Source organism: Halomarina rubra (genome assembly GCF_023699475.1).
Lineage (GTDB): Archaea > Halobacteriota > Halobacteria > Halobacteriales > Haloarculaceae > Halomarina > Halomarina rubra.
The window spans coordinates 573,629-590,170 of sequence record NZ_JALXFV010000008.1 but is presented as its reverse complement, the minus strand read 5'-3'; the positions used below and the strand labels follow the sequence as shown (position 1 = coordinate 590,170).

The following is a 16,542-nucleotide window of genomic DNA, read 5'->3' as shown; positions in this document are numbered from 1 at the left end:
CAGTCGACAGTCAGCTCCGTCCGGACGTCGAACCGAGCGACCGACTTATCTCCGTTCCGACCAGTGTATCGCCATGGAAGAGACCCTGTTCAAATCGGAGTCGACCCTCGACCGCTCGGCCATCGCCGACCACCTGCGAGCGGTCGCCGACAAGCTGGACGCGGGCGAACCCATCGTCCTCACCGCCGGTGAGGAGACCCTCTCCCTGGAGGTCCCCGCTCGACCCACGTTCGAGGTGAAAGCCGAACGCGAGACCGGGTCGGGACCGGACGAACTGAGCGTCGAGTTCGAACTGGAGTGGGACGACGGCCAGGACGGCGGCGAAGCCGGCGGCGAGTTCAGCGTCGAGTAGGCTCGGCGACTCGCCTCGAACGACCATCGACACACCGAGCGGTGCACGAGAAGCGACCGCCAGTACAAACAGCGACCGCAGTGCCGACGCGCACGCTGCGCTCGAACGTGATTCGTGGTTCGAAGCGGAGCGACCGGCGTTCCGTGACGACGGCCGGACGCACGGCTCTGGCTGGCTGTGTGGTAAGTAGGAAAGGAAAGCGGGCCAAGCCCGAAAAGTGGGCCGAGCCCGCCGCCCTGAAATTGGTCCCCGCTGACGCTTCGGCCCTCCAAGCGAAGCGTCGACTGTTACAAACCGCTACAGAAGTATAAACCTACCGGCATCGGGTCAGATGTGCTCTTCCTCCAGCACCCAGCCGATGGCCCGTTTGTAGTAGGTGAACATCTGTCTGACCCCCTCGTGGCGCATGTCCTCGCTCTCTAACTCCTCTTTCAGGAACTCGTACTGCTCTCTGATCTCCTCCTCGTCGCGCATGTCCTCGGGTTGGGTCCGCGTCACCAAAGGTCCGTGGCCCGGCGTGGCGCGCAGTCGTGGGAGTCGGGGGAACCACGGTCGCGCGCTCAGACCCGGTCCAGCCGAGAGAGACCGTGCCAGATGGCGTCGACGAGACGGTCCTCGGCGGTACGGGCGTCGGTCGGGACCGCCTCCCCGTCTGCCTCGTCCCACCCTCGGGAGAGTGCGTCCTCGAGCACGACCAGCGAGTGGTTCTCGAAGTTGTTCATCCCGCGGAAGTCCTCCAGGGCGTCGCGGGCGGTGTCGTCGAACGTCCCGTCGGTCGTCTCCGTCTCGGCGTCGAGGAAGCCCAACGCGGCGAGGGCGGCCTGGACCTGCGTCGCTCGTTCGCCGGACAGCTCGCGCGTCTCCTCGGGTTCCTCGCGGGCGAGCAGCGTCACGTCGTATATCTTGAACACCCGTTCGAGTTCGTCGATGGGGTGTTCGTGGTCGTCGACGCGCACGTCGACCCAGCGGTCGTTGCCACCGTCGTAGCCACCCTCGGGTTTGGCGACGTACAGCGCCGCGGACTGTTCACCGCGTTTGTCCCCGCCCGCGTCGTTGCCGGCGTGGAGCGCGGCGATGAGGCGCTCTGGCAAGCCGCCCTCGCTCTCCTCGAACGTCTCGGCCATCGCGTCGAGCGTCTCGGCGTTCTCCAGGATGTTCCCCTGGACGGTGTAGTGCTCGCCGTGGCGGTCGTCCGCGTGGTCGAAACACTCGGCACCGGTGAACGCCGCGACGGAGCCGTCGGTGCCGACGACGCCGACCTGCCGGGACGCCGCCTCCTCGTCGCTGTCGGTCAGCTCCTCGACGACCTCGCTGGCGCTCCGCCCTTCGCGCAGGAGGTCCAGACCGTCGGGACCGTACGCGACGTTGGCGTAGCTCTGGGTGGCGATGGCCCCCGCGTCGGCGGCGACGAACGGGACGACCGCGCCCACGCCGACGAACTTCGACTGGACGGCGACGCCGACGGCGTCGGTCTCGGGGTCACGAGCGACGATGGAGAACGTGCTGGGCCGTGGCTGCATGGTCTCGCGACGGCCGCCACCGACAAAAGCGCCGGCGGTGGCGGCAGTTCGTTCGCCGAAGGGTGATACGGCGGGCGGCGATACGGCGGGCAGTCGAGCGCGTCGCTACCCGGTCACCCCTCCTCGCCTTTCCGCGCGGTCAGGGGCTGTCTCGACACTATCTCGCAGTCGTACCCCGGGTGCTCGGCGAAGTGCCAGACGAGCATGTGGCGTCGGCCGCCCGACGCACACGTCACGTCCTCGGCGGTGAACGCCTCGGGGAGTTCGTCGTAACACCGCCGGACGGCGTCGGCGTCTGCGAACACCTTGCGGTGGCCGGCCGAGGACGCGCGCCGTCGCGCGACGACGTAGCTCCCGTCGGGGCGATGCTCGCCGGTGGTGTGGGTGAACTCGTGGACCCGGTAGAGCGCGTCGTCGAGCGCGCCGCGCAACCGACGGGCGGCCTCGTGTGAGAGGACGTGCCGGTCGTCGCCGAGCGCGAGCGTCACGTCGAGACCGTCGACGCGGACGTCGACCGTGTCGGGAGGGCCCTCGCGGTCGTCATCCCCGCCGCGGGCGTCGGCCGCCGCGCTCGCGGGAGTGGCGTCGCTGGCGTGGGTGGTGTCTGTGGAATCGGAGACTGGACTGCTACTGAGCGTGTACGGTGGCAGCGGACTATCCGAGTCGGAGAATTTCTCGACCAGCCGCCTCGCGGCGACTTCCTCTATCCTCGGCTGCCTCGGTGAGGCCTACGTGAGCCATTACAGCACAGACCAGTGACCCCACGACGATAAACCCACCCGGTCGGACAGGTCGACCTGTCGCACCGCCCCACTGGTCGACTGCCTCACTGGCAGACCACCCCGTCCGTGTCGGGCGCATCACCGACCGTTTTTGCCGACGCGGTCCCCAGGAACGCGCATGAAGATCCGTGGCCGGCGCGAGTGTACGGACTGTGGGCACCGCTGGTCGTACTACGACACCGGCGAGGTCGCCTGTCCGGACTGCGGGAGTCTCAGGTCGACGGGCGTCGACGAGCGGACCGAACACACCGCCGACCCGATGACGCTCGACCTGACGGCCGCCCGCAACCGCGTCGACGAGGGCGTGCTGGTCGCGGCGACCGAGGCCGCCGAGCAGTGTCGCGAGTTCGTCCGTCGGTCGGGGTTCATCGACGGCGGCGACCTCCAACCGCTCTCCGAGACGTTCCTCGCCGCCGCCGAACTCGCCGCCGTCGCCGCCACGCTCGACCGAACGATGCGCGTCGGTGACGCCGAGGAACTGTACCTGCTCTCGCTGTTGCGCGGCGCGGACCTCGACGACCGACCCGGCCCCGCCGAGGTCCCCGACTCGCTGCGCGAACCGCGAGCACTCGCCTACGCATCGGCCGTCGCCGACTACCGCAGCGACCTCCGAACCTGGCTCGACGACCACCCCGACCCGGCGGCGAGTCGCGTCCTCCAGACGCTCGACGAACACGTTCGACGCGTCGAAGCGCTCGACGGCGCGGTGTCGCCCGCCGACAGCGAGCGACTGGCGCGCGCGGCCCAGGACGTCGGCGAGTACCTCCGCGACGGCGACGAGACCAGGCTCGCGACGGCGACGGGACGCCTCGACGAGATCGACTGACCGTCGGGAACACGCTCCAGCGGCGGACTGTCACGCCGAACGCCAGCAGCCGTTATGCAGTCACGTTTGCATCTCCGGCTATGGAGTACCACATCGACCACCGGCCCTCGGACTCGCTGTTGACCGTCTCGCTCGACGCCGGCGAACGCATCCGCGCCGAGTCGGGCGCGATGGTGAGCCACACCGCCGGCATCGAGATGGAGACGAACGCGACGGGCGGGTTCCTGAGTTCCATCCGGCGGAGCGTGATGGGCGGGGAGAGCTTCTTCCAGAACACGTTCACCGCCGAGCGCGCCGGCGAGGTGTCGTTCGCACCGCCGCTGGCGGGCGACGTCGAACATCACGCCGTCGACGGCACCGTCTACGTCCAGTCGGGGTCGTACATAGCCGCGACACCCGACATCGACGTCGACACCGAGTTCGGCGGTGCACGGACGTTCTTCGGGAGTGAGGGGCTGTTCTTGCTGCGCTGTACCGGCGTCGGCCCGCTGTTCATGTCGAGCTACGGGGCCATCCGCCCCGTCGAGGTCCGCTCGGGCGACCCGTTCGTCGTCGACACGGGCCACATCGTCGCCTTCGAGGAGAGCGTCGACTTCACCGTCCGCCGGGTCGGCGGGCTGAAGTCCACGCTCGCCAGCGGCGAGGGACTGGTCGCGGAGTTCACCGGCGAGGGCACCGTCTGGCTGCAGACGCGCTCGTCTGACGCCTTCCTCTCGTGGCTCATCCCGAAGCTCCCGACCACGTCGAACCAGTAGCCACGCCGCGCGGGAGGAGGTCGCTACCAGCCCATCAGGTCGACCAACTGGTCGCGATCGAGTACGTCTTCTGGGGCCGTGTCGTGCCACCGGACCTCGGCGATGGTCTCCTCCGGCAGGCCGGGGTCGTCGTCGGGGACGGGGTGACCCGCCGCGACGGGCGACGCGCCGAACGTCGCGAAGAAGTAGTCGAACTCGCGACCGTCCGCGGCGTCGACGAACGTCTGCTCGGAGACGGCGAGCAGGCCGTCTATCTCGACATCGATACCCGTCTCCTCGCGGACCTCGCGGAGCGCTCCCTCGGCGTGGGACTCGCCGACTTCGAGTTTCCCGCCGGGGAGCACCCACTCGCTGTCCTTCGAGTCCTCCCGGACGAGCAGCGCCGCGCCGTCGCGACGCACGAGCGCACCGACGCCCCACCGACCCTCGTCGGTGACGAGGCCCTCCCACTGGGTGGACGGGAGTTCGATACGGTTCGAGCGCCGCTTGACGCCCTCGTATCGTGCGGTGAGTACGTCCGGCGAGAGAGTCCGGTCGTCGCGCACCTCCGCCTCCGCGTCCCGTTTTCGACCCGCCTCGTCGCCGCTCACGGCAGGTCGACGTCGACGCCGCTCTGCTCGCTGGCCGCCTTCACCGTGTTCCACAGCAACATCGCACGGGTCATCGGCCCGACGCCGCCGGGGACGGGCGTGATGGCTCCGGCGACCTCCTCGGCGCTCTCGTACTCGACGTCGCCGACGAGTTCGTACCCCTTCTCGGTGTCCGCATCGACGCGGTTGACGCCGACGTCGACGACCGTCGCCCCGTCGCCGAGCATGTCGCCGGTGACAAGTTCGGGCGCGCCGGCCGCCGCGATGACGATGTCGGCGGCGCGGGTGTGGGCGGCGAGGTCCTTCGTTCGGGAGTGACAGACGGTAGTCGTCGCGTTCCCGAGCGGTGCCTTCTGGATGAGCAGGTTCGTCATCGGCTTGCCGACGATGTTCGAGCGGCCGACGACGACGGCCTCCGCGCCCTCGGTCTCCACGTCGTACGCCTCCAGGAGCTTCTGGATGCCGTGTGGGGTGCAGGGTTTGAACCGCGGGTGGCCCGCGACCATCCGGCCGACGTTCTCGGGGTGGAACCCGTCGACGTCCTTTCGGGGGTCGACCGAGCGCAGCACACGGCGCGTGTCGACGTGGTCCGGCACGGGCATCTGGACGAGGATACCGTTCACCGCGTCGTCGGCGTTCAGGTCGTCGACGGTGTCGTACAGCTCTTCGGCCGGCGCGTCGGGGTCGATCTCGACGTGGTGGCTCTCGATGCCCACCTCGGCGCAGTCGCGCTGTTTCATCGAGACATAGGTCTCACTGGCCGGGTCCTCGCTCATCAGGACGGTCGCGAGACCGGGTTTGTGACCCGCGTCCGTGAGCGTCTCGATGGCGTCGGCGAGACCGTCACGAACGTCGGCGGCGACGGCGTTCCCGTCGATGATCTCGGTCATACCAGAGAGGCCGTCGGCCGGGACCTTCAACGCTCGGGTCCGTGCGCACTTTCACTTCTTGAACGTCGGTTGTGTGCACGAACGTGGTGGTGTCAGGGGCACGGATCGCCCCGAAGGGACTGTCGCTCCGGCCCCTGTCGCACCGCCCGCGTCGCCCCCGTCTCGACGGTCACGACCATCGCCTGCCCGCCGTAGCCGTGGGTCTGGTCGTGGCCCCGGACGACGACACAGCCACCCGCGGGCACCTCGACGGTCGCCGAACGCGTGAACTCCTGGGTGCCGTGGGCGTGGAGCAGCTCGCGACGGCCCAACTGTTCGCCGTCGAGCGTCTCGACCTGCCACCAGTTCGCGTAGCCGTCCTCGCCGTCGTCGTCGTGGTAGAGGGTGACCGAGAACTCGTAGCTCCCTCCGTCGGCCGGTTCGACCGCGACGGCGGTGACGTTCGCCTCCCGGAGGTCGAGGTCACCGCTCGCTGCGGTCGTCGAGGAGCCGGTCGTCCCGTTCCCCGCCGTCGTACCCGAGGACTCGGCCGTGACGGTCGGCCCGTCGACGGGGTCGCTCGTCGCTCGGAGCGTCCCCTCCGCACCGGTCGTCGGGGTCGTCCCGTCGGTGGTGTCGGTTCCGTCGGTGGTGGCCGTCCCGTCGGTGGTGTCGGTTCCGTCGGTGGTGGCCGTCCCGTCGGTCGTGTCCGCCCCGTCGGTCGTCTCCGGACCCCCCGGCGACTCGGCACAGCCGGCGAGGAACGTCGCGGCACCGCCGAGACCGGCGAGCAGTCGTCGTCGCGTCGTGGTCATGGCGAGGGCTACGCCCGCCACCGAGGAAACTCCAGTGGGCAGATACGACTATCGCCTCCGAACGCGAGACGGTACCATGGGACGAGGGATTCCGAGGGGACCGGGACCGGGGGCGATGGGCGGACTGCCGTTCGTGCGGTCGCTGCGCTACCACACGCGTCGGGTGCTCGGTCGCCCGATTCGGACCGGGCTGAAGGTGTTGACGGGGCTGGTGATGCTGGTCGGCGTGTACCTCCTCGTCTTCGAGCAGGAGGATTTGACGACGGTGGTCGGCCGCGACGAGTTCGGCGTGGTCGACGTGCTGGCGCTCGTCGACCCGTGGCTCTGGCCCGTCCTCCTCGTCGGAGGGACGGTGCTCGTCGTGGTCGTCGAGATATGGGTCGGCGTCCAGCAGGACATGCAGTTCCGACGGCGACGCTGAGGGGCGAGACGGGGGACTCGGTGGTCGTCCCCGACTACTCGTACAGCGGGAACTCAGCACAGAGCGCGTCTACCTCGTCGCTGGCCTCCGCTTTCACGGACTCGTCGTCGTGGTCGTCGACGACGCGGTAGATGACGTCCGCGACCTGCTCGCAGGCCTCCTCGTCGAAGCCACGGGTCGTCAGGGCTGGGGTGCCCGCGCGGATGCCCGACGGGTTGAACGGCGAGCGAGTCTCGCCGGGGACCGTGTTCTTGTTCAGGACGATGCCGACCTCCTCCAGTGCGTCCTCGGCCTCCCCGCCGGTCGTGTCGGGGTGGGACTCGCGCAGGTCGACGAGCACGAGGTGGGTGTCGGTGCCGCCGGAGACGACCTCGAAGCCGTGGTCCTGGAACCGTGCGCTGAGCGCCTTCGCGTTGTCGACGACCTGCTGGGCGTACTCCTGGAACTCCGGTTCGAGCGCCTCCTTGAACCCGACGGCCTTGCCCGCGACGTTGTGCATGAGTGGACCGCCCTGCGCCCCGGGGAACACCGAGGCGTCGATGGCGTCGGCGTGCTCCTCGCTCGTCATGATGATGCCGCCGCGGCCGGCGCGGATGGTCTTGTGCGTACTCCCGGTGACGAAGTCGGCGATTCCGACGGGCGAGGGGTGGACGCCCGCGGCGACCAACCCGGTGATGTGCGCGATGTCGGCGAGGTGGTAGGCGTCGGCGGCGTCGGCGGCCTCCTGGACGCGCTCCCAGTCGACGGCGCGGGGGTACGCGGAGTACCCCGAGACGACGATGTCCGGGTCGAACGTCTCGGCGGTCTCGTGGAGGTCGTCGTAGTCGATGTAGCCGGTCTCGGGGTCGACCTCGTACTGTTCGACCTCGTAGGTCTTACCCGTGAAGTTCGCGGGGTGGCCGTGAGAGAGGTGGCCGCCGTGGGTCAGGTCGAGCGAGAGGATCTTGTCGCCGGGGTCGAGCATCGCGAGGTAGACGCCCATGTTCGCCTGTGTGCCGGAGTGTGGCTGGACGTTGACGTGCTCCGCTCCCCACAGCTCTTTCGCGCGCTCGATGGCGAGCGTCTCGACCTCGTCGGCGTACTCACAGCCGGCGTAGTAGCGCTCGCCGGGGTAGCCCTCGGCGTACTTGTTGGTCAGTGCCGACCCCTGCGCTTCGAGGACGGCCCGGCTGACGTGGTTCTCGCTGGCGATCATCGCCAGGGAGTTGCGCTGACGTTCGCGCTCGTCGAGCAGCGCGTCGGCAACGGCCGAGTCGGTCGCTCGGACGTGTTCGAAGTCCATGCCCGGTGGTGCGGTGGCCCACGCCAATAATCTACCTCTCCACGCAGTCGCCGCCGCACGACCGGAGACGTTCCAGAACTTCATCCAGTGGCGATAAGTCTTTACGACTCCCGTCGAATGCCATGCTGAATGGGAGAACGCGCCGGTGACGTTTCGCCGACACGTCGGGCCACACCGCCCACTGTCACCGTCCCGGCCGGCGTTCACGGTCTCGCAACTGCGTTGACATATTCCGGTGCCCGGATGACAGAGACCGGTCCGGAACGTTCTCACCCCGACCGTCGCCCGAGACCGCCGCTGGTCGCGTACGGCGAGTGGGCGATTCCCGACTCGCTCGTCGCCACCAGACCCGAGACCGAGGTCACCTTCGAACTGCCTCCCGACCGGGCGACGCTGTTCGTCGCCGCACCGTTGGCGTACTACCTCGGCGCTCGCGTCGAACTCGGCGAGGGTGCAGTCCCGCGACTGTCGCTCCCCGGTGAGGAGCACACGTTCTCGCCGCTGCCGACGTTCCAACACGAGGTGGCGGACCTGCTCAGGGACGTCTTCTTCCTCGACGTGCTCGTCCGCGAGGCCGACGCCGAGGGGGTGGACTGTCGGGCGGACCTCGTGTCGGCCGTCGGTGGCTGTCCGTACGCGCTGACGGACGCGTCGCCGGGCGAGCGTGTCGCCCGTCTGCTCGACTGCGACCGGGAGTGGCTCGCCACCGAACGACCCGACTGGCACCTCGCGACGTACGCCGACCAGGGGGAGGAGGAGGCCCGCTGTCTCCCCTACCTGCTCGACGCGATGAGCCTCGTCTACCTCCCGGAGTCCTCGGACATCGACGCCCAGGGGTTGTTGAAACACTCGCTAGACGACTTCTACCGTGCGGGCCGCCCCGAGGGTGACGTGGCGTCGGTCGACGTCCTCGACCCGGAACTCCACGCGGGGGACCTCCACGCGTGGCTCGCCGAGGGCGTCCCGGTGTCGGCGTTCACCCCCTCGCGGGCGGCGTACGAACACCGGGCGGCGGCGACACCGAGCGAACGGTTGGACGTCGCCGTCGTCCTCAACGACGACGCGATGGCCGAGGAACACGAGGCCGTCGCCCGAACCTACCGCGAGAACGCGACGTCGTTCCCCGCGACCGTCGACGTCTACCGGTCGCTGACGACCGACGAACTCGCGTCGGTGTTCGAACGCGACCACGACTTCGTCCACTACATCGGTCACTGTGAGGTGTCGGGACTGCGGTGTGCCGACGGCGGCCTCGACTGCGAGAGCATCTCGGGGTCGGGAGCACGGACGTTCTTCCTCAACGCCTGTGGCTCGTACCACCAGGGCCAGAAACTCGTCGCGGGTGGCAGCGTCGCCGGCGCGGTCACCATCCGAACGGTGCTCGACCGGCAGGCCGCTGCCGTCGGCACCGCGTTCGCCCGCCTGCTCGTCCACGGGTTCGGCATCGAACGCGCCATCCAACTCGCCCGCCGACAGGTGTTGATGAGCACCGACTACGCCGTCGTCGGCGACGGGACGTACGCGCTCACCCCCGACGCCGACCCGTCGTTGCTCCACGTCGCCCCTTACGACGGCGGGTTCGAGGTCCGCTACACGGTGCCGGCGGAGGGGCGGGCCGGCGACGCGTTCGTCGCCCCGTTCGAGAACTGCCGCCGGGTGCGCGGGTCGAGCGCGGAGACGGTGCTGTCACCCGACGAGACGCGCGACCTGCTCGCCGCCCGCGAGCGACCGGTGGTGTACGACGAGGACCTCCGGTGGTCGGGCGACCTCGCCACCGAACTCCCGGATCTCGACCGAGCGTAAGGGCGACCGCGAGAGGCCGCCCTGTCGAACGGTGACATCGGCCACGATTCGTCCCGAACGGTCTCGAAATCATGTACGAATCGCGTCAGATTGTCGAAAATCGTAATCCGCCGGTCGAATCCTCTGAATAAACGACAGACACGTTTTGCGATTTGGACGAACGGTGAAATTAAATAGCAGTTTCCCCTATAGATTTACCAATGAGTTCGAACGTACTGGAGTCGAGCGTGGAGTCGTTGCTTGCCACCGCCCTGGCCGACGTGGACGGCACTGCCTACCTCGTCAACCCCGACGCGGAGACGTTCGAGGCGCTCGTCGAGGAACTCGACGAGGCCGGCGACGCGTCCGTCCGACTGTTCGGCGACGAGCGGATGTTCAAGGACGTGCTCGACGACTTCATCGTCGCGAGCACCGCCGCGGACCTGATGACCGCCGGCCGACTCGAACTGCGCGTGCTCGACGAACCGTCGAACACGCTGCTCGTCACCGCCGACCGCACCATGGCCATCGTCGACGCGGGCGACCACGTCGCGGGCCTCGCCACCGAAGATAGCGAGTTCGTCGACAGCGCGACCGAGCAGTTCGCCGCCGCCTGGGAGGCCGCCGAGCAGTTCAACCTCCGCACGCCCGCCATCTCGCGGGTCCGCGAGTCGCTGTCGGACGACATCGGCGCGAACGTCGCCGACGACTTCGACGCCGTCCTCGGGTCGATGGAGACCGCACGTGGCGACGGCGACGGCCTCGACGAGGTCACCATCTCGCTGCTCGTCGCCGCGAAGAACGAGGAACTGCTCTACGACATCTCGAAGTGGGGCGAGGACGTCGGTATCGCCTCGAAGGCGACGTTCTCCCGGACGAAGACCCGTCTCGAGGAGCTGGGCCTCATCGACACCGAGAAGGTGCCCATCGACGTCGGCCGTCCGCGCCTCCGTCTCGTCCTCGGCGACGACCGCCTGCGCGGTGCCGACAGCGGCGAACTCGCCAACGTGGCGCAGTCGCTGATGGCGTCGTAGCACCGTTTTCTTCGTCGGGTGCGCGAAGCGCACCACTCCTCCAAAGCCCTGCACGAAAAAGGCCGCTCGCTCGGCTTCGTCTCGCTCGCGGCACGGCGTCGTCCGCTCGGACCGCACCGCACCCGCGCGTAACCACTATCGTTTTTGTGCCGGTCGTCCGTTCGCCCAGCCATGACTGTCGCGCTCGTAGGGGAGGGGCCGGCCGCCGAGGCCGTCGCCGCCGCACTGGAGGACGTCGAGGAACGGGTGGAGCGACGCGAGTCTGTCGCAGAGGCGACGCTTGGCGTCGTCGTCGGGTCGGTCGGCGACGACGCGTTCGCGGCCGCCAACCGCTCGGGAACGCCGTGGCTCGCCGTCGAACTCGGCGGGGTCGGCGGTCACGCGGTCGCCGAGGTGGACGCGAGCGTCGCCGGGTTCTCACCGGAGACCGCCTGCTACGACTGTCTCCGGGGTCGAGTCGCCGCCAACCTCGACGACGAGGCCGACGCGACGACCGACAGCGTCGACGCGTCGACGGCCCGGTTCGCCGGCGCGCTCGCGGGTCGCGAGGCCGTCCGAGTGCTGAACGGCACGTCGAACGTGTTCGGCGGCCTCGTCGAGGTTCCGTACGCCGACCGGCGGGTCCTCCCGCTACCTCACTGTGCGTGTTCGGGCGCGCCCGACCGGGAGCTCCGGCGAGACCACGTCGACCGCCCGCTCGAAGCCTCGCTCGGTCGCGCGGAGATGGCCGTCGACGACCGCGTCGGCATCGTCCACGAGGTCGGCGAGGTCGAGTCGTTCCCGCTACCGTACTACCTCTCGAACTGCTGTGCGACCGAGGGGTTCAGTGACGTCCAGGCGGCACGCCAGGCCGCCGGGGTCTCGCCCGACTGGAACGCGGCGTACATGAAGGCCGTCGGCGAGGGGTTCGAGCGCTACGCCGCCGGCGTCTTCCGCGAGAGCGAGTTCGTCCGCGGGCGCGCGGGAGACGTCCCCGACGCGGTCCCGCTGTCGGCGTTCGTGTTGCCCGACGACGCGGCCCCCGACGGACCGCTGTCGTGGGTCCCCGGTGAGGACCTCCACACCGGCGCGTCGGTCCACCTCCCGGCCCCGCGGGTCCAGTTCCCGCTGTCGGGTGGCGGCCCGACCATCACGACGGGTCTCGGACTCGGTAACTCCGGCGTCGAAGCGCTCGTGGCGGGCCTCACCGAGGTCATAGAACGCGACGCGGCGATGCTGTCGTGGTACTCGACGTTCGACCCGCTCGGGCTGGCGGTAGAGGAGACGGCGACCGACACCAGCTTCGAGACGATGCGCAAGCGCGCCCACTCGGAGGGTCTGTCGGTGACGACGACGCTCCTGACTCAGAACGTCGACGTACCTGTCGTGGCGTGCGCGGTCCACCGCGAGGGTCCCGAATCCGCGGATTCGGGAGTACGCCGGGCCTCGTCCGGCGGTGGGGAGTGGCCCCAGTTCGCGCTCGGCACCGCCGCGGCCCTCGACCCCGTCGCCGCCGCCGAGAGCGCGTGCGCCGAGGCGCTCCAGAACTGGTCGGAACTCGACCGGATGGGGAGGTCGCGAGCGACGGACGCCGGCGGTCGCATCGGCCACTTCGCCTCCCTCCCCGACGCCGCCCGAGCGTTCACCGACCCCGAGACGACCATCCCCATCACGAGCGTCGCCAGCGACGTCCCCGACGCCGACACCGAACTGGAGACACTCCTGACGGCGCTCGACAAGGTCGGCCTCGACGCCTACGCCGCCCGCCTGACGACCCGCGACCTCGACGTCCTCGGCTTCGAGGCGGTCCGGGTGCTCGTCCCCGCCGCCCAACCGCTGTTCATCGACGACCCGTACTTCGGCGAGCGTGCGGAGTCCGTCCCCGAGTCACTCGGCTTCGAACCGCGACTCGGGCGGGAACACCACCCGTTCCCGTAGTCACGGGTCGACGTCCTGCGAGCTAGCGACCCACCCGAAGGAATTTGGTGAACTGGTCCGTCGAATCGAACGATGCCCTCCACCCGCCCGTCCGGACTGCTCGTGCTGGCGCTCTGTAGCGTGCTCGTCGTCACAGGCTGCCTGGGGACGACGCCGCTCGGTGACGACGAACAGAACCGTACTCCGACCGACCGAGAGGTGGACCTGGAGTACGACGGCGAGTACTTCGAGGGGCCCGACATCACTGCCTACGAGGAGGCTGCTGCCGTCGAGTACCGGAACGACTCGGTCGTCGTCACGGGCCTGATTCCCGGTATCGGTGACAGACCGTGCCTGACCATGGACGCCGACGCGACCCGCCGAGCGGACGGCACGCTCGCAGTTCAGGTCACGTCCGACTCCGAGGTGCCCGCCGACAAGGGCGGCTGTAACGGGTCGCTCGGCTACTACGACTACCGGGCGACGGTCGTGACCGACGCCAGACCGGACCGCGTCGTCGTCACGCACGACAGCGGCTTTCGCCACACGAGCAGTCTCACGAGCGACGCCGACCTGCTCGCGTTCGGCGGCGACGAGTTCGACTACAACGGCAGTGAGTGGGCCGAACTGGTCGCCGTCGAGCGCGACGACGGGCGTGTCCTCGTCACCGGACAGGTCGAAGCCAGCAGCGACGACAGGTGTCTCACGATGAACGCCAGTACCACCCGCCACAACGACGGTACCCTCGTCGTCACCGTCACTTCCGGCGTCACGCACCCGGAAAACGACACTATCTGTGAGTCCGCTCTCGCACTACGGGAGTTCCGCGCTGCCGTCGGGACCGACGACCCACCGACGCGGGTCGTCGTGGCACTCGACGGTCGGCAGTTCGCGGCGACGAGGACGTACGACGGGACGGTGCTGAACGAAGGCGACGGGTTGTACGAGACGCCAGCCCCGGTTACGACGAGTGCCTCCGAGTCCAGTTCGAGCGTCCGCGCGAGTGAGTGAAACGAGCGAGCGCGTCTCGCAGGCTCCCAGAAGCGTCGCTTGCTGGGAGAGGGTTTTGGTGGAGGTTCGACCGAGTGCCACAGGCACGAGGGAGGACCCTTTCTAAAACGGTGGGGTGTCTCAGATGGCGAACGTCGCCCGGAGCATGTCACGCGTGCCGGGGCCGAGACCGACCGCGAGGATGGCGACGAGCAGGAGGATAGCGTAACGCGGACTCTCCTCGAATATCTCCTCGTCGAACAGCCAGACGACGGCGACGGCGGCGACGATCTTCACGAGCAGGAACGGCCAGGCGTCGCCGATGGCGGCGTTGACGTCCGCGGGGAGGGTGCTCTCGGTGAAGCTGATGATGAAGGCGTTGACGGGGTGTTTCGGGTAGTACTGGAACGGGAGGCCGAGCACCTGCCACCAGTCGGCGGCCAGCACGTTCGCGACGCCGTCGAGGGCGTGACCGAACAAAACGACCAGGCCGATGAGGCCGACGCCGGCGACCATCTGGGGTTTGTAGCGGTCGAGCGCGCCGTAGACGACGCCCGCGATGAGCGCCGAGAGGACGAGGACGACGAGCGTCATCTGTGGGTAGAACCCGGCTTCGGTGCCGGGTTGGCCGGCGAGGCGGTCCGTGACGAGGAGGTAGATGTACCCGACGGTGGCGACGAGGTAGACGGTTCCCGCGACGAACACGACGGGGGCGTAGCTGTCGACGACCCCGCGGCGGTCGAGAAAGACAGCGACGAGCAGCGTCCCCAGTGTGATTCCGAAGACGACGAAGTAGATGACGGGGCTGATGATGAGCGAGTTCAACGGGTAGCTGATGGCCTGTTGGACGCCCTCGGTGGTGGCGGCGGCGTCGTTGGCGTCCTCGACGACCCGCAACGCACCCCCGAAGAACATGAACGGGACGAGCGCGAAGAAGAACTCCCGGTCGTTGCCCAGGTCGAGCGCACGGAGCATGAACAGGACGCCCGCGAGCATGAACACGAGCGTCACCGCGTAGCCGATCTCGGAGACGACGGTGTAGCCGGGGCGGGCGACGACGGCGTTGCTGGCGACGGCGCTACAGGCGTTCGTGCTGTAGAGGAGTTCGGTCGCGCCGCCTTGTTTCACCGCACAGACGGCGTTGTGGGCGTCGGCGTAGACGGGCCCCCAGAAGTACTGCCAGAGGAAGCGGTCGTAGACGAGGTCACGGAGGACCAGCGACCCGCCGACGAGGGCGGCAAGCGCCGCGAGGAACGCGACCAGCCACGCTCGCGCGGGGCTGAGCGTGGCGGTGCGGTCTTCGATACTCATACCCGGAACGGTACGCCGGGGCGTGTTCAGGGTTCCGGTCGCGTGCGCCGGACCCACTCGACCGACGCGCGACGCATTCGACGACCCGACCGGCGGTATCGTGGTGACGGTGGCCGGTCACCAGGTTCGGTCGTCGACGTCGCGGGCGGCCGCGAGGACGGCGTCGTGACACGCGCCCGAGGAGGCGACCAGTCCCGGCGAGTCGTGTCGCCACGGTTCGCCGTCGAGTCCGGTGACGGTCCCGCCGGCCTGCTCGACCACGAACGCACCCGCGACGCTGTCCCACGGGTTGGGGTCGACGTTGGTGAGGACACCGTCGACGCTCCCGTCGGCGACCTGCGAGAGAGCGGCCTGTGCACAGCCGAACCGTCGCATGTCGCCGAACCGGGAGACGATGGCCTCGCAGGCGGCGGCGTACTCGTCGCGGGCGTCGAAGTCCCACCAGATGGTCGGGACGACGGCACACTGCTCGGGGTCGGTCTCGTCGTTGACGGTGACGGGGTGGCCGTTTCGCGTGACCCCATTCGGCCCCGCCACGTAGGTGTCGCCGAGCGCGGGGAGGACGTTGACGGCGGCGACGGCTTCCCCGTCGACGACGGCGGCGACGCTCGTCGCCCAGGTGCGCAACTCGCGGACGAAGTTGTTCGTCCCGTCGATGGGGTCGACGACCCACGCCGGGCCGTCCTCGGGCACCGCTTTCGGCTCGTCGTCTGCTCCCGCGACGCCGTGCGCCACGCTCTCCTCCCCGACGATGGCGTCGTCGGGGAACGTCTCGCGGACGACCTCGACGACGCGGCGCTGGGTCTGGCGGTCGGCCTCGGTGACGACGTCGGTCTTCCCGTCTTTCGTCTCGACGTCGAGGCCGTCACGGAAGCCGTCGGCGGCGACGGCCGCCCCCGCGCGGGCGGCGCGCTCGGCGACGGCGAGTCGGATGGAGGTGTCAGCGTGCATACGGACGAGCGGGGAGGCGCACGCAAAGTGGCACCGATTAAGGGCGACGGCGTGGAGGCAGGTGGTATGAACACGCTCGCGAAGCGAATCCACAACATCGCCCCGAAGGACATCCGACTCACGCTCGTCGACGGCGAGTCGCTCGTCCTCTCGATGCGGTCGGCGGAGTTCTTCCAGGAGTCGTTCCAGGCGGAGGGCACCACCGAGGGCACGACCTACCGGATGGTGACCGACGGCGAGGACGACCCGCTGCTCGTCGCCCGCGAGACGCCAGACGGCTGGGCGGTGCTGGGTGAGGTCGAGGCCGTCGACGCGGCGTGACCGCGAACGACCGGCCGTCGGCCGGCGGAGACGGCCCACAGCCTC

18 protein-coding genes are annotated in these 16,542 nt (G+C 69.2%); 9 read left to right on the top strand and 9 right to left on the bottom strand.

From position 1 onward, the window contains the following. The first annotated feature begins 73 nt into the window (after positions 1-73). On the top strand, positions 74-352 hold the full coding sequence (locus tag M1L36_RS18050; RefSeq protein WP_250875130.1) for an amphi-Trp domain-containing protein: 279 nt from the start codon (positions 74-76) through the stop codon (positions 350-352). A 327-nt stretch (positions 353-679) separates the two neighbouring features. Here the strand turns inward: M1L36_RS18050 and M1L36_RS18045 are convergent, their stop codons facing one another. The 3 genes from M1L36_RS18045 to M1L36_RS18035 all read right to left on the bottom strand — a co-directional run bounded on the left by M1L36_RS18045 (position 680) and on the right by M1L36_RS18035 (position 2,360). Beyond that, positions 680-826, bottom strand: a complete 147-nt coding sequence (locus tag M1L36_RS18045; RefSeq protein ID WP_501162186.1) for a DUF8555 family protein — start codon at positions 824-826, stop codon at positions 680-682. Positions 827-912: 86 nt separating this feature from the next. After that, positions 913-1,872 (bottom strand): DUF1028 domain-containing protein, encoded by a 960-nt coding sequence (locus tag M1L36_RS18040; RefSeq protein WP_250875129.1) that lies wholly within the window; start codon positions 1,870-1,872, stop codon positions 913-915. Positions 1,873-1,985: 113 nt separating this feature from the next. Then, positions 1,986-2,360, bottom strand: a complete 375-nt coding sequence (locus M1L36_RS18035; RefSeq protein WP_250875128.1) for a DUF7528 family protein — start codon at positions 2,358-2,360, stop codon at positions 1,986-1,988. Between the two features lie 412 nt (positions 2,361-2,772). On the opposite strand from M1L36_RS18035, the gene M1L36_RS18030 reads away from it, so the two are divergent. Continuing rightward, a complete protein-coding gene (locus tag M1L36_RS18030; protein ID WP_250875127.1) occupies positions 2,773-3,480 on the top strand; it encodes a DUF7117 family protein in 708 nt (235 codons plus the stop codon). Positions 3,481-3,560: 80 nt separating this feature from the next. Next, positions 3,561-4,235 carry a TIGR00266 family protein gene (locus M1L36_RS18025; protein WP_250875126.1) on the top strand — a complete coding sequence of 225 codons (675 nt, stop codon included), beginning with the start codon at positions 3,561-3,563 and terminating at the stop codon, positions 4,233-4,235. Positions 4,236-4,258: 23 nt separating this feature from the next. Here M1L36_RS18025 and M1L36_RS18020 read toward each other — a convergent pair whose 3' ends face one another. The 3 genes from M1L36_RS18020 to M1L36_RS18010 all read right to left on the bottom strand — a co-directional run bounded on the left by M1L36_RS18020 (position 4,259) and on the right by M1L36_RS18010 (position 6,509). Continuing rightward, a complete protein-coding gene (locus M1L36_RS18020; RefSeq protein WP_250875125.1) occupies positions 4,259-4,825 on the bottom strand; it encodes an NUDIX domain-containing protein in 567 nt (188 codons plus the stop codon). Continuing rightward, on the bottom strand, positions 4,822-5,715 hold the full coding sequence (locus M1L36_RS18015) for a bifunctional methylenetetrahydrofolate dehydrogenase/methenyltetrahydrofolate cyclohydrolase (RefSeq protein WP_250875124.1): 894 nt from the start codon (positions 5,713-5,715) through the stop codon (positions 4,822-4,824). The genes M1L36_RS18020 and M1L36_RS18015 overlap by 4 nt, the downstream gene beginning before the upstream one ends. 92 nt (positions 5,716-5,807) lie before the next feature. After that, on the bottom strand, positions 5,808-6,509 hold the full coding sequence (locus M1L36_RS18010) for a hypothetical protein (protein ID WP_250875123.1): 702 nt from the start codon (positions 6,507-6,509) through the stop codon (positions 5,808-5,810). 76 nt (positions 6,510-6,585) lie between these two features. Here M1L36_RS18010 and M1L36_RS18005 point away from each other — a divergent pair, with 76 nt between their 5' ends. After that, entirely contained in the window at positions 6,586-6,930 is a 345-nt protein-coding gene (locus M1L36_RS18005; RefSeq protein ID WP_250875122.1) for a hypothetical protein, read from the top strand. 34 nt (positions 6,931-6,964) lie between these two features. Here the strand turns inward: M1L36_RS18005 and glyA are convergent, their stop codons facing one another. Continuing rightward, entirely contained in the window at positions 6,965-8,212 is a 1,248-nt protein-coding gene (gene glyA / locus M1L36_RS18000) for a serine hydroxymethyltransferase (protein ID WP_250875121.1), read from the bottom strand. A gap of 243 nt (positions 8,213-8,455) precedes the next feature. Here glyA and M1L36_RS17995 point away from each other — a divergent pair, with 243 nt between their 5' ends. The 4 genes from M1L36_RS17995 to M1L36_RS17980 all read left to right on the top strand — a co-directional run bounded on the left by M1L36_RS17995 (position 8,456) and on the right by M1L36_RS17980 (position 13,935). Continuing rightward, a complete protein-coding gene (locus tag M1L36_RS17995) occupies positions 8,456-10,015 on the top strand; it encodes a hypothetical protein (protein WP_250875120.1) in 1,560 nt (519 codons plus the stop codon). A 200-nt stretch (positions 10,016-10,215) separates the two neighbouring features. Then, positions 10,216-11,028 (top strand): transcriptional regulator TbsP, encoded by an 813-nt coding sequence (tbsP, locus tag M1L36_RS17990; RefSeq protein WP_250875119.1) that lies wholly within the window; start codon positions 10,216-10,218, stop codon positions 11,026-11,028. Between the two features lie 171 nt (positions 11,029-11,199). After that, positions 11,200-12,945, top strand: coding sequence for a YcaO-like family protein (locus tag M1L36_RS17985; RefSeq protein WP_250875118.1), 1,746 nt, complete (start codon positions 11,200-11,202; stop codon positions 12,943-12,945). Positions 12,946-13,017: 72 nt separating this feature from the next. Then, positions 13,018-13,935 (top strand): hypothetical protein, encoded by a 918-nt coding sequence (locus M1L36_RS17980; RefSeq protein ID WP_250875117.1) that lies wholly within the window; start codon positions 13,018-13,020, stop codon positions 13,933-13,935. A 120-nt stretch (positions 13,936-14,055) separates the two neighbouring features. On the opposite strand, the gene M1L36_RS17975 is transcribed toward M1L36_RS17980, so the two are convergent. After that, complete coding sequence (locus M1L36_RS17975) at positions 14,056-15,225, bottom strand: DUF63 family protein (protein ID WP_250875116.1); 1,170 nt, start codon at positions 15,223-15,225, stop codon at positions 14,056-14,058. A 117-nt stretch (positions 15,226-15,342) separates the two neighbouring features. After that, a complete protein-coding gene (locus tag M1L36_RS17970; RefSeq protein ID WP_250875115.1) occupies positions 15,343-16,176 on the bottom strand; it encodes an inositol monophosphatase family protein in 834 nt (277 codons plus the stop codon). 66 nt (positions 16,177-16,242) lie between these two features. On the opposite strand from M1L36_RS17970, the gene M1L36_RS17965 reads away from it, so the two are divergent. Then, positions 16,243-16,497, top strand: a complete 255-nt coding sequence (locus tag M1L36_RS17965) for a DUF8072 family protein (protein WP_250875114.1) — start codon at positions 16,243-16,245, stop codon at positions 16,495-16,497. The last annotated feature ends 45 nt before the right edge of the window (positions 16,498-16,542 follow it).

Bases quoted from the DNA above. Each gene is read 5' to 3' on its own strand.
- M1L36_RS17975 (WP_250875116.1), bottom strand. From the start codon at position 15,225: ATGAGTATCGAAGACCGCACCGCCACGCTCAGCCCCGCGCGAGCGTGG.
- M1L36_RS17980 (WP_250875117.1), top strand. From the start codon at position 13,018: ATGCCCTCCACCCGCCCGTCCGGACTGCTCGTGCTGGCGCTCTGTAGC.
- M1L36_RS17995 (WP_250875120.1), top strand. From the start codon at position 8,456: ATGACAGAGACCGGTCCGGAACGTTCTCACCCCGACCGTCGCCCGAGA.
- M1L36_RS18045 (WP_501162186.1), bottom strand. From the start codon at position 826: ATGCGCGACGAGGAGGAGATCAGAGAGCAGTACGAGTTCCTGAAAGAG.
- M1L36_RS18005 (WP_250875122.1), top strand. From the start codon at position 6,586: ATGGGACGAGGGATTCCGAGGGGACCGGGACCGGGGGCGATGGGCGGA.
- M1L36_RS18040 (WP_250875129.1), bottom strand. From the start codon at position 1,872: ATGCAGCCACGGCCCAGCACGTTCTCCATCGTCGCTCGTGACCCCGAG.
- M1L36_RS17985 (WP_250875118.1), top strand. From the start codon at position 11,200: ATGACTGTCGCGCTCGTAGGGGAGGGGCCGGCCGCCGAGGCCGTCGCC.
- M1L36_RS17970 (WP_250875115.1), bottom strand. From the start codon at position 16,176: ATGCACGCTGACACCTCCATCCGACTCGCCGTCGCCGAGCGCGCCGCC.
- M1L36_RS18010 (WP_250875123.1), bottom strand. From the start codon at position 6,509: ATGACCACGACGCGACGACGACTGCTCGCCGGTCTCGGCGGTGCCGCG.
- M1L36_RS18015 (WP_250875124.1), bottom strand. From the start codon at position 5,715: ATGACCGAGATCATCGACGGGAACGCCGTCGCCGCCGACGTTCGTGAC.
- glyA (WP_250875121.1), bottom strand. From the start codon at position 8,212: ATGGACTTCGAACACGTCCGAGCGACCGACTCGGCCGTTGCCGACGCG.
- M1L36_RS18030 (WP_250875127.1), top strand. From the start codon at position 2,773: ATGAAGATCCGTGGCCGGCGCGAGTGTACGGACTGTGGGCACCGCTGG.
- M1L36_RS17965 (WP_250875114.1), top strand. From the start codon at position 16,243: ATGAACACGCTCGCGAAGCGAATCCACAACATCGCCCCGAAGGACATC.
- M1L36_RS18050 (WP_250875130.1), top strand. From the start codon at position 74: ATGGAAGAGACCCTGTTCAAATCGGAGTCGACCCTCGACCGCTCGGCC.
- M1L36_RS18025 (WP_250875126.1), top strand. From the start codon at position 3,561: ATGGAGTACCACATCGACCACCGGCCCTCGGACTCGCTGTTGACCGTC.
- tbsP (WP_250875119.1), top strand. From the start codon at position 10,216: ATGAGTTCGAACGTACTGGAGTCGAGCGTGGAGTCGTTGCTTGCCACC.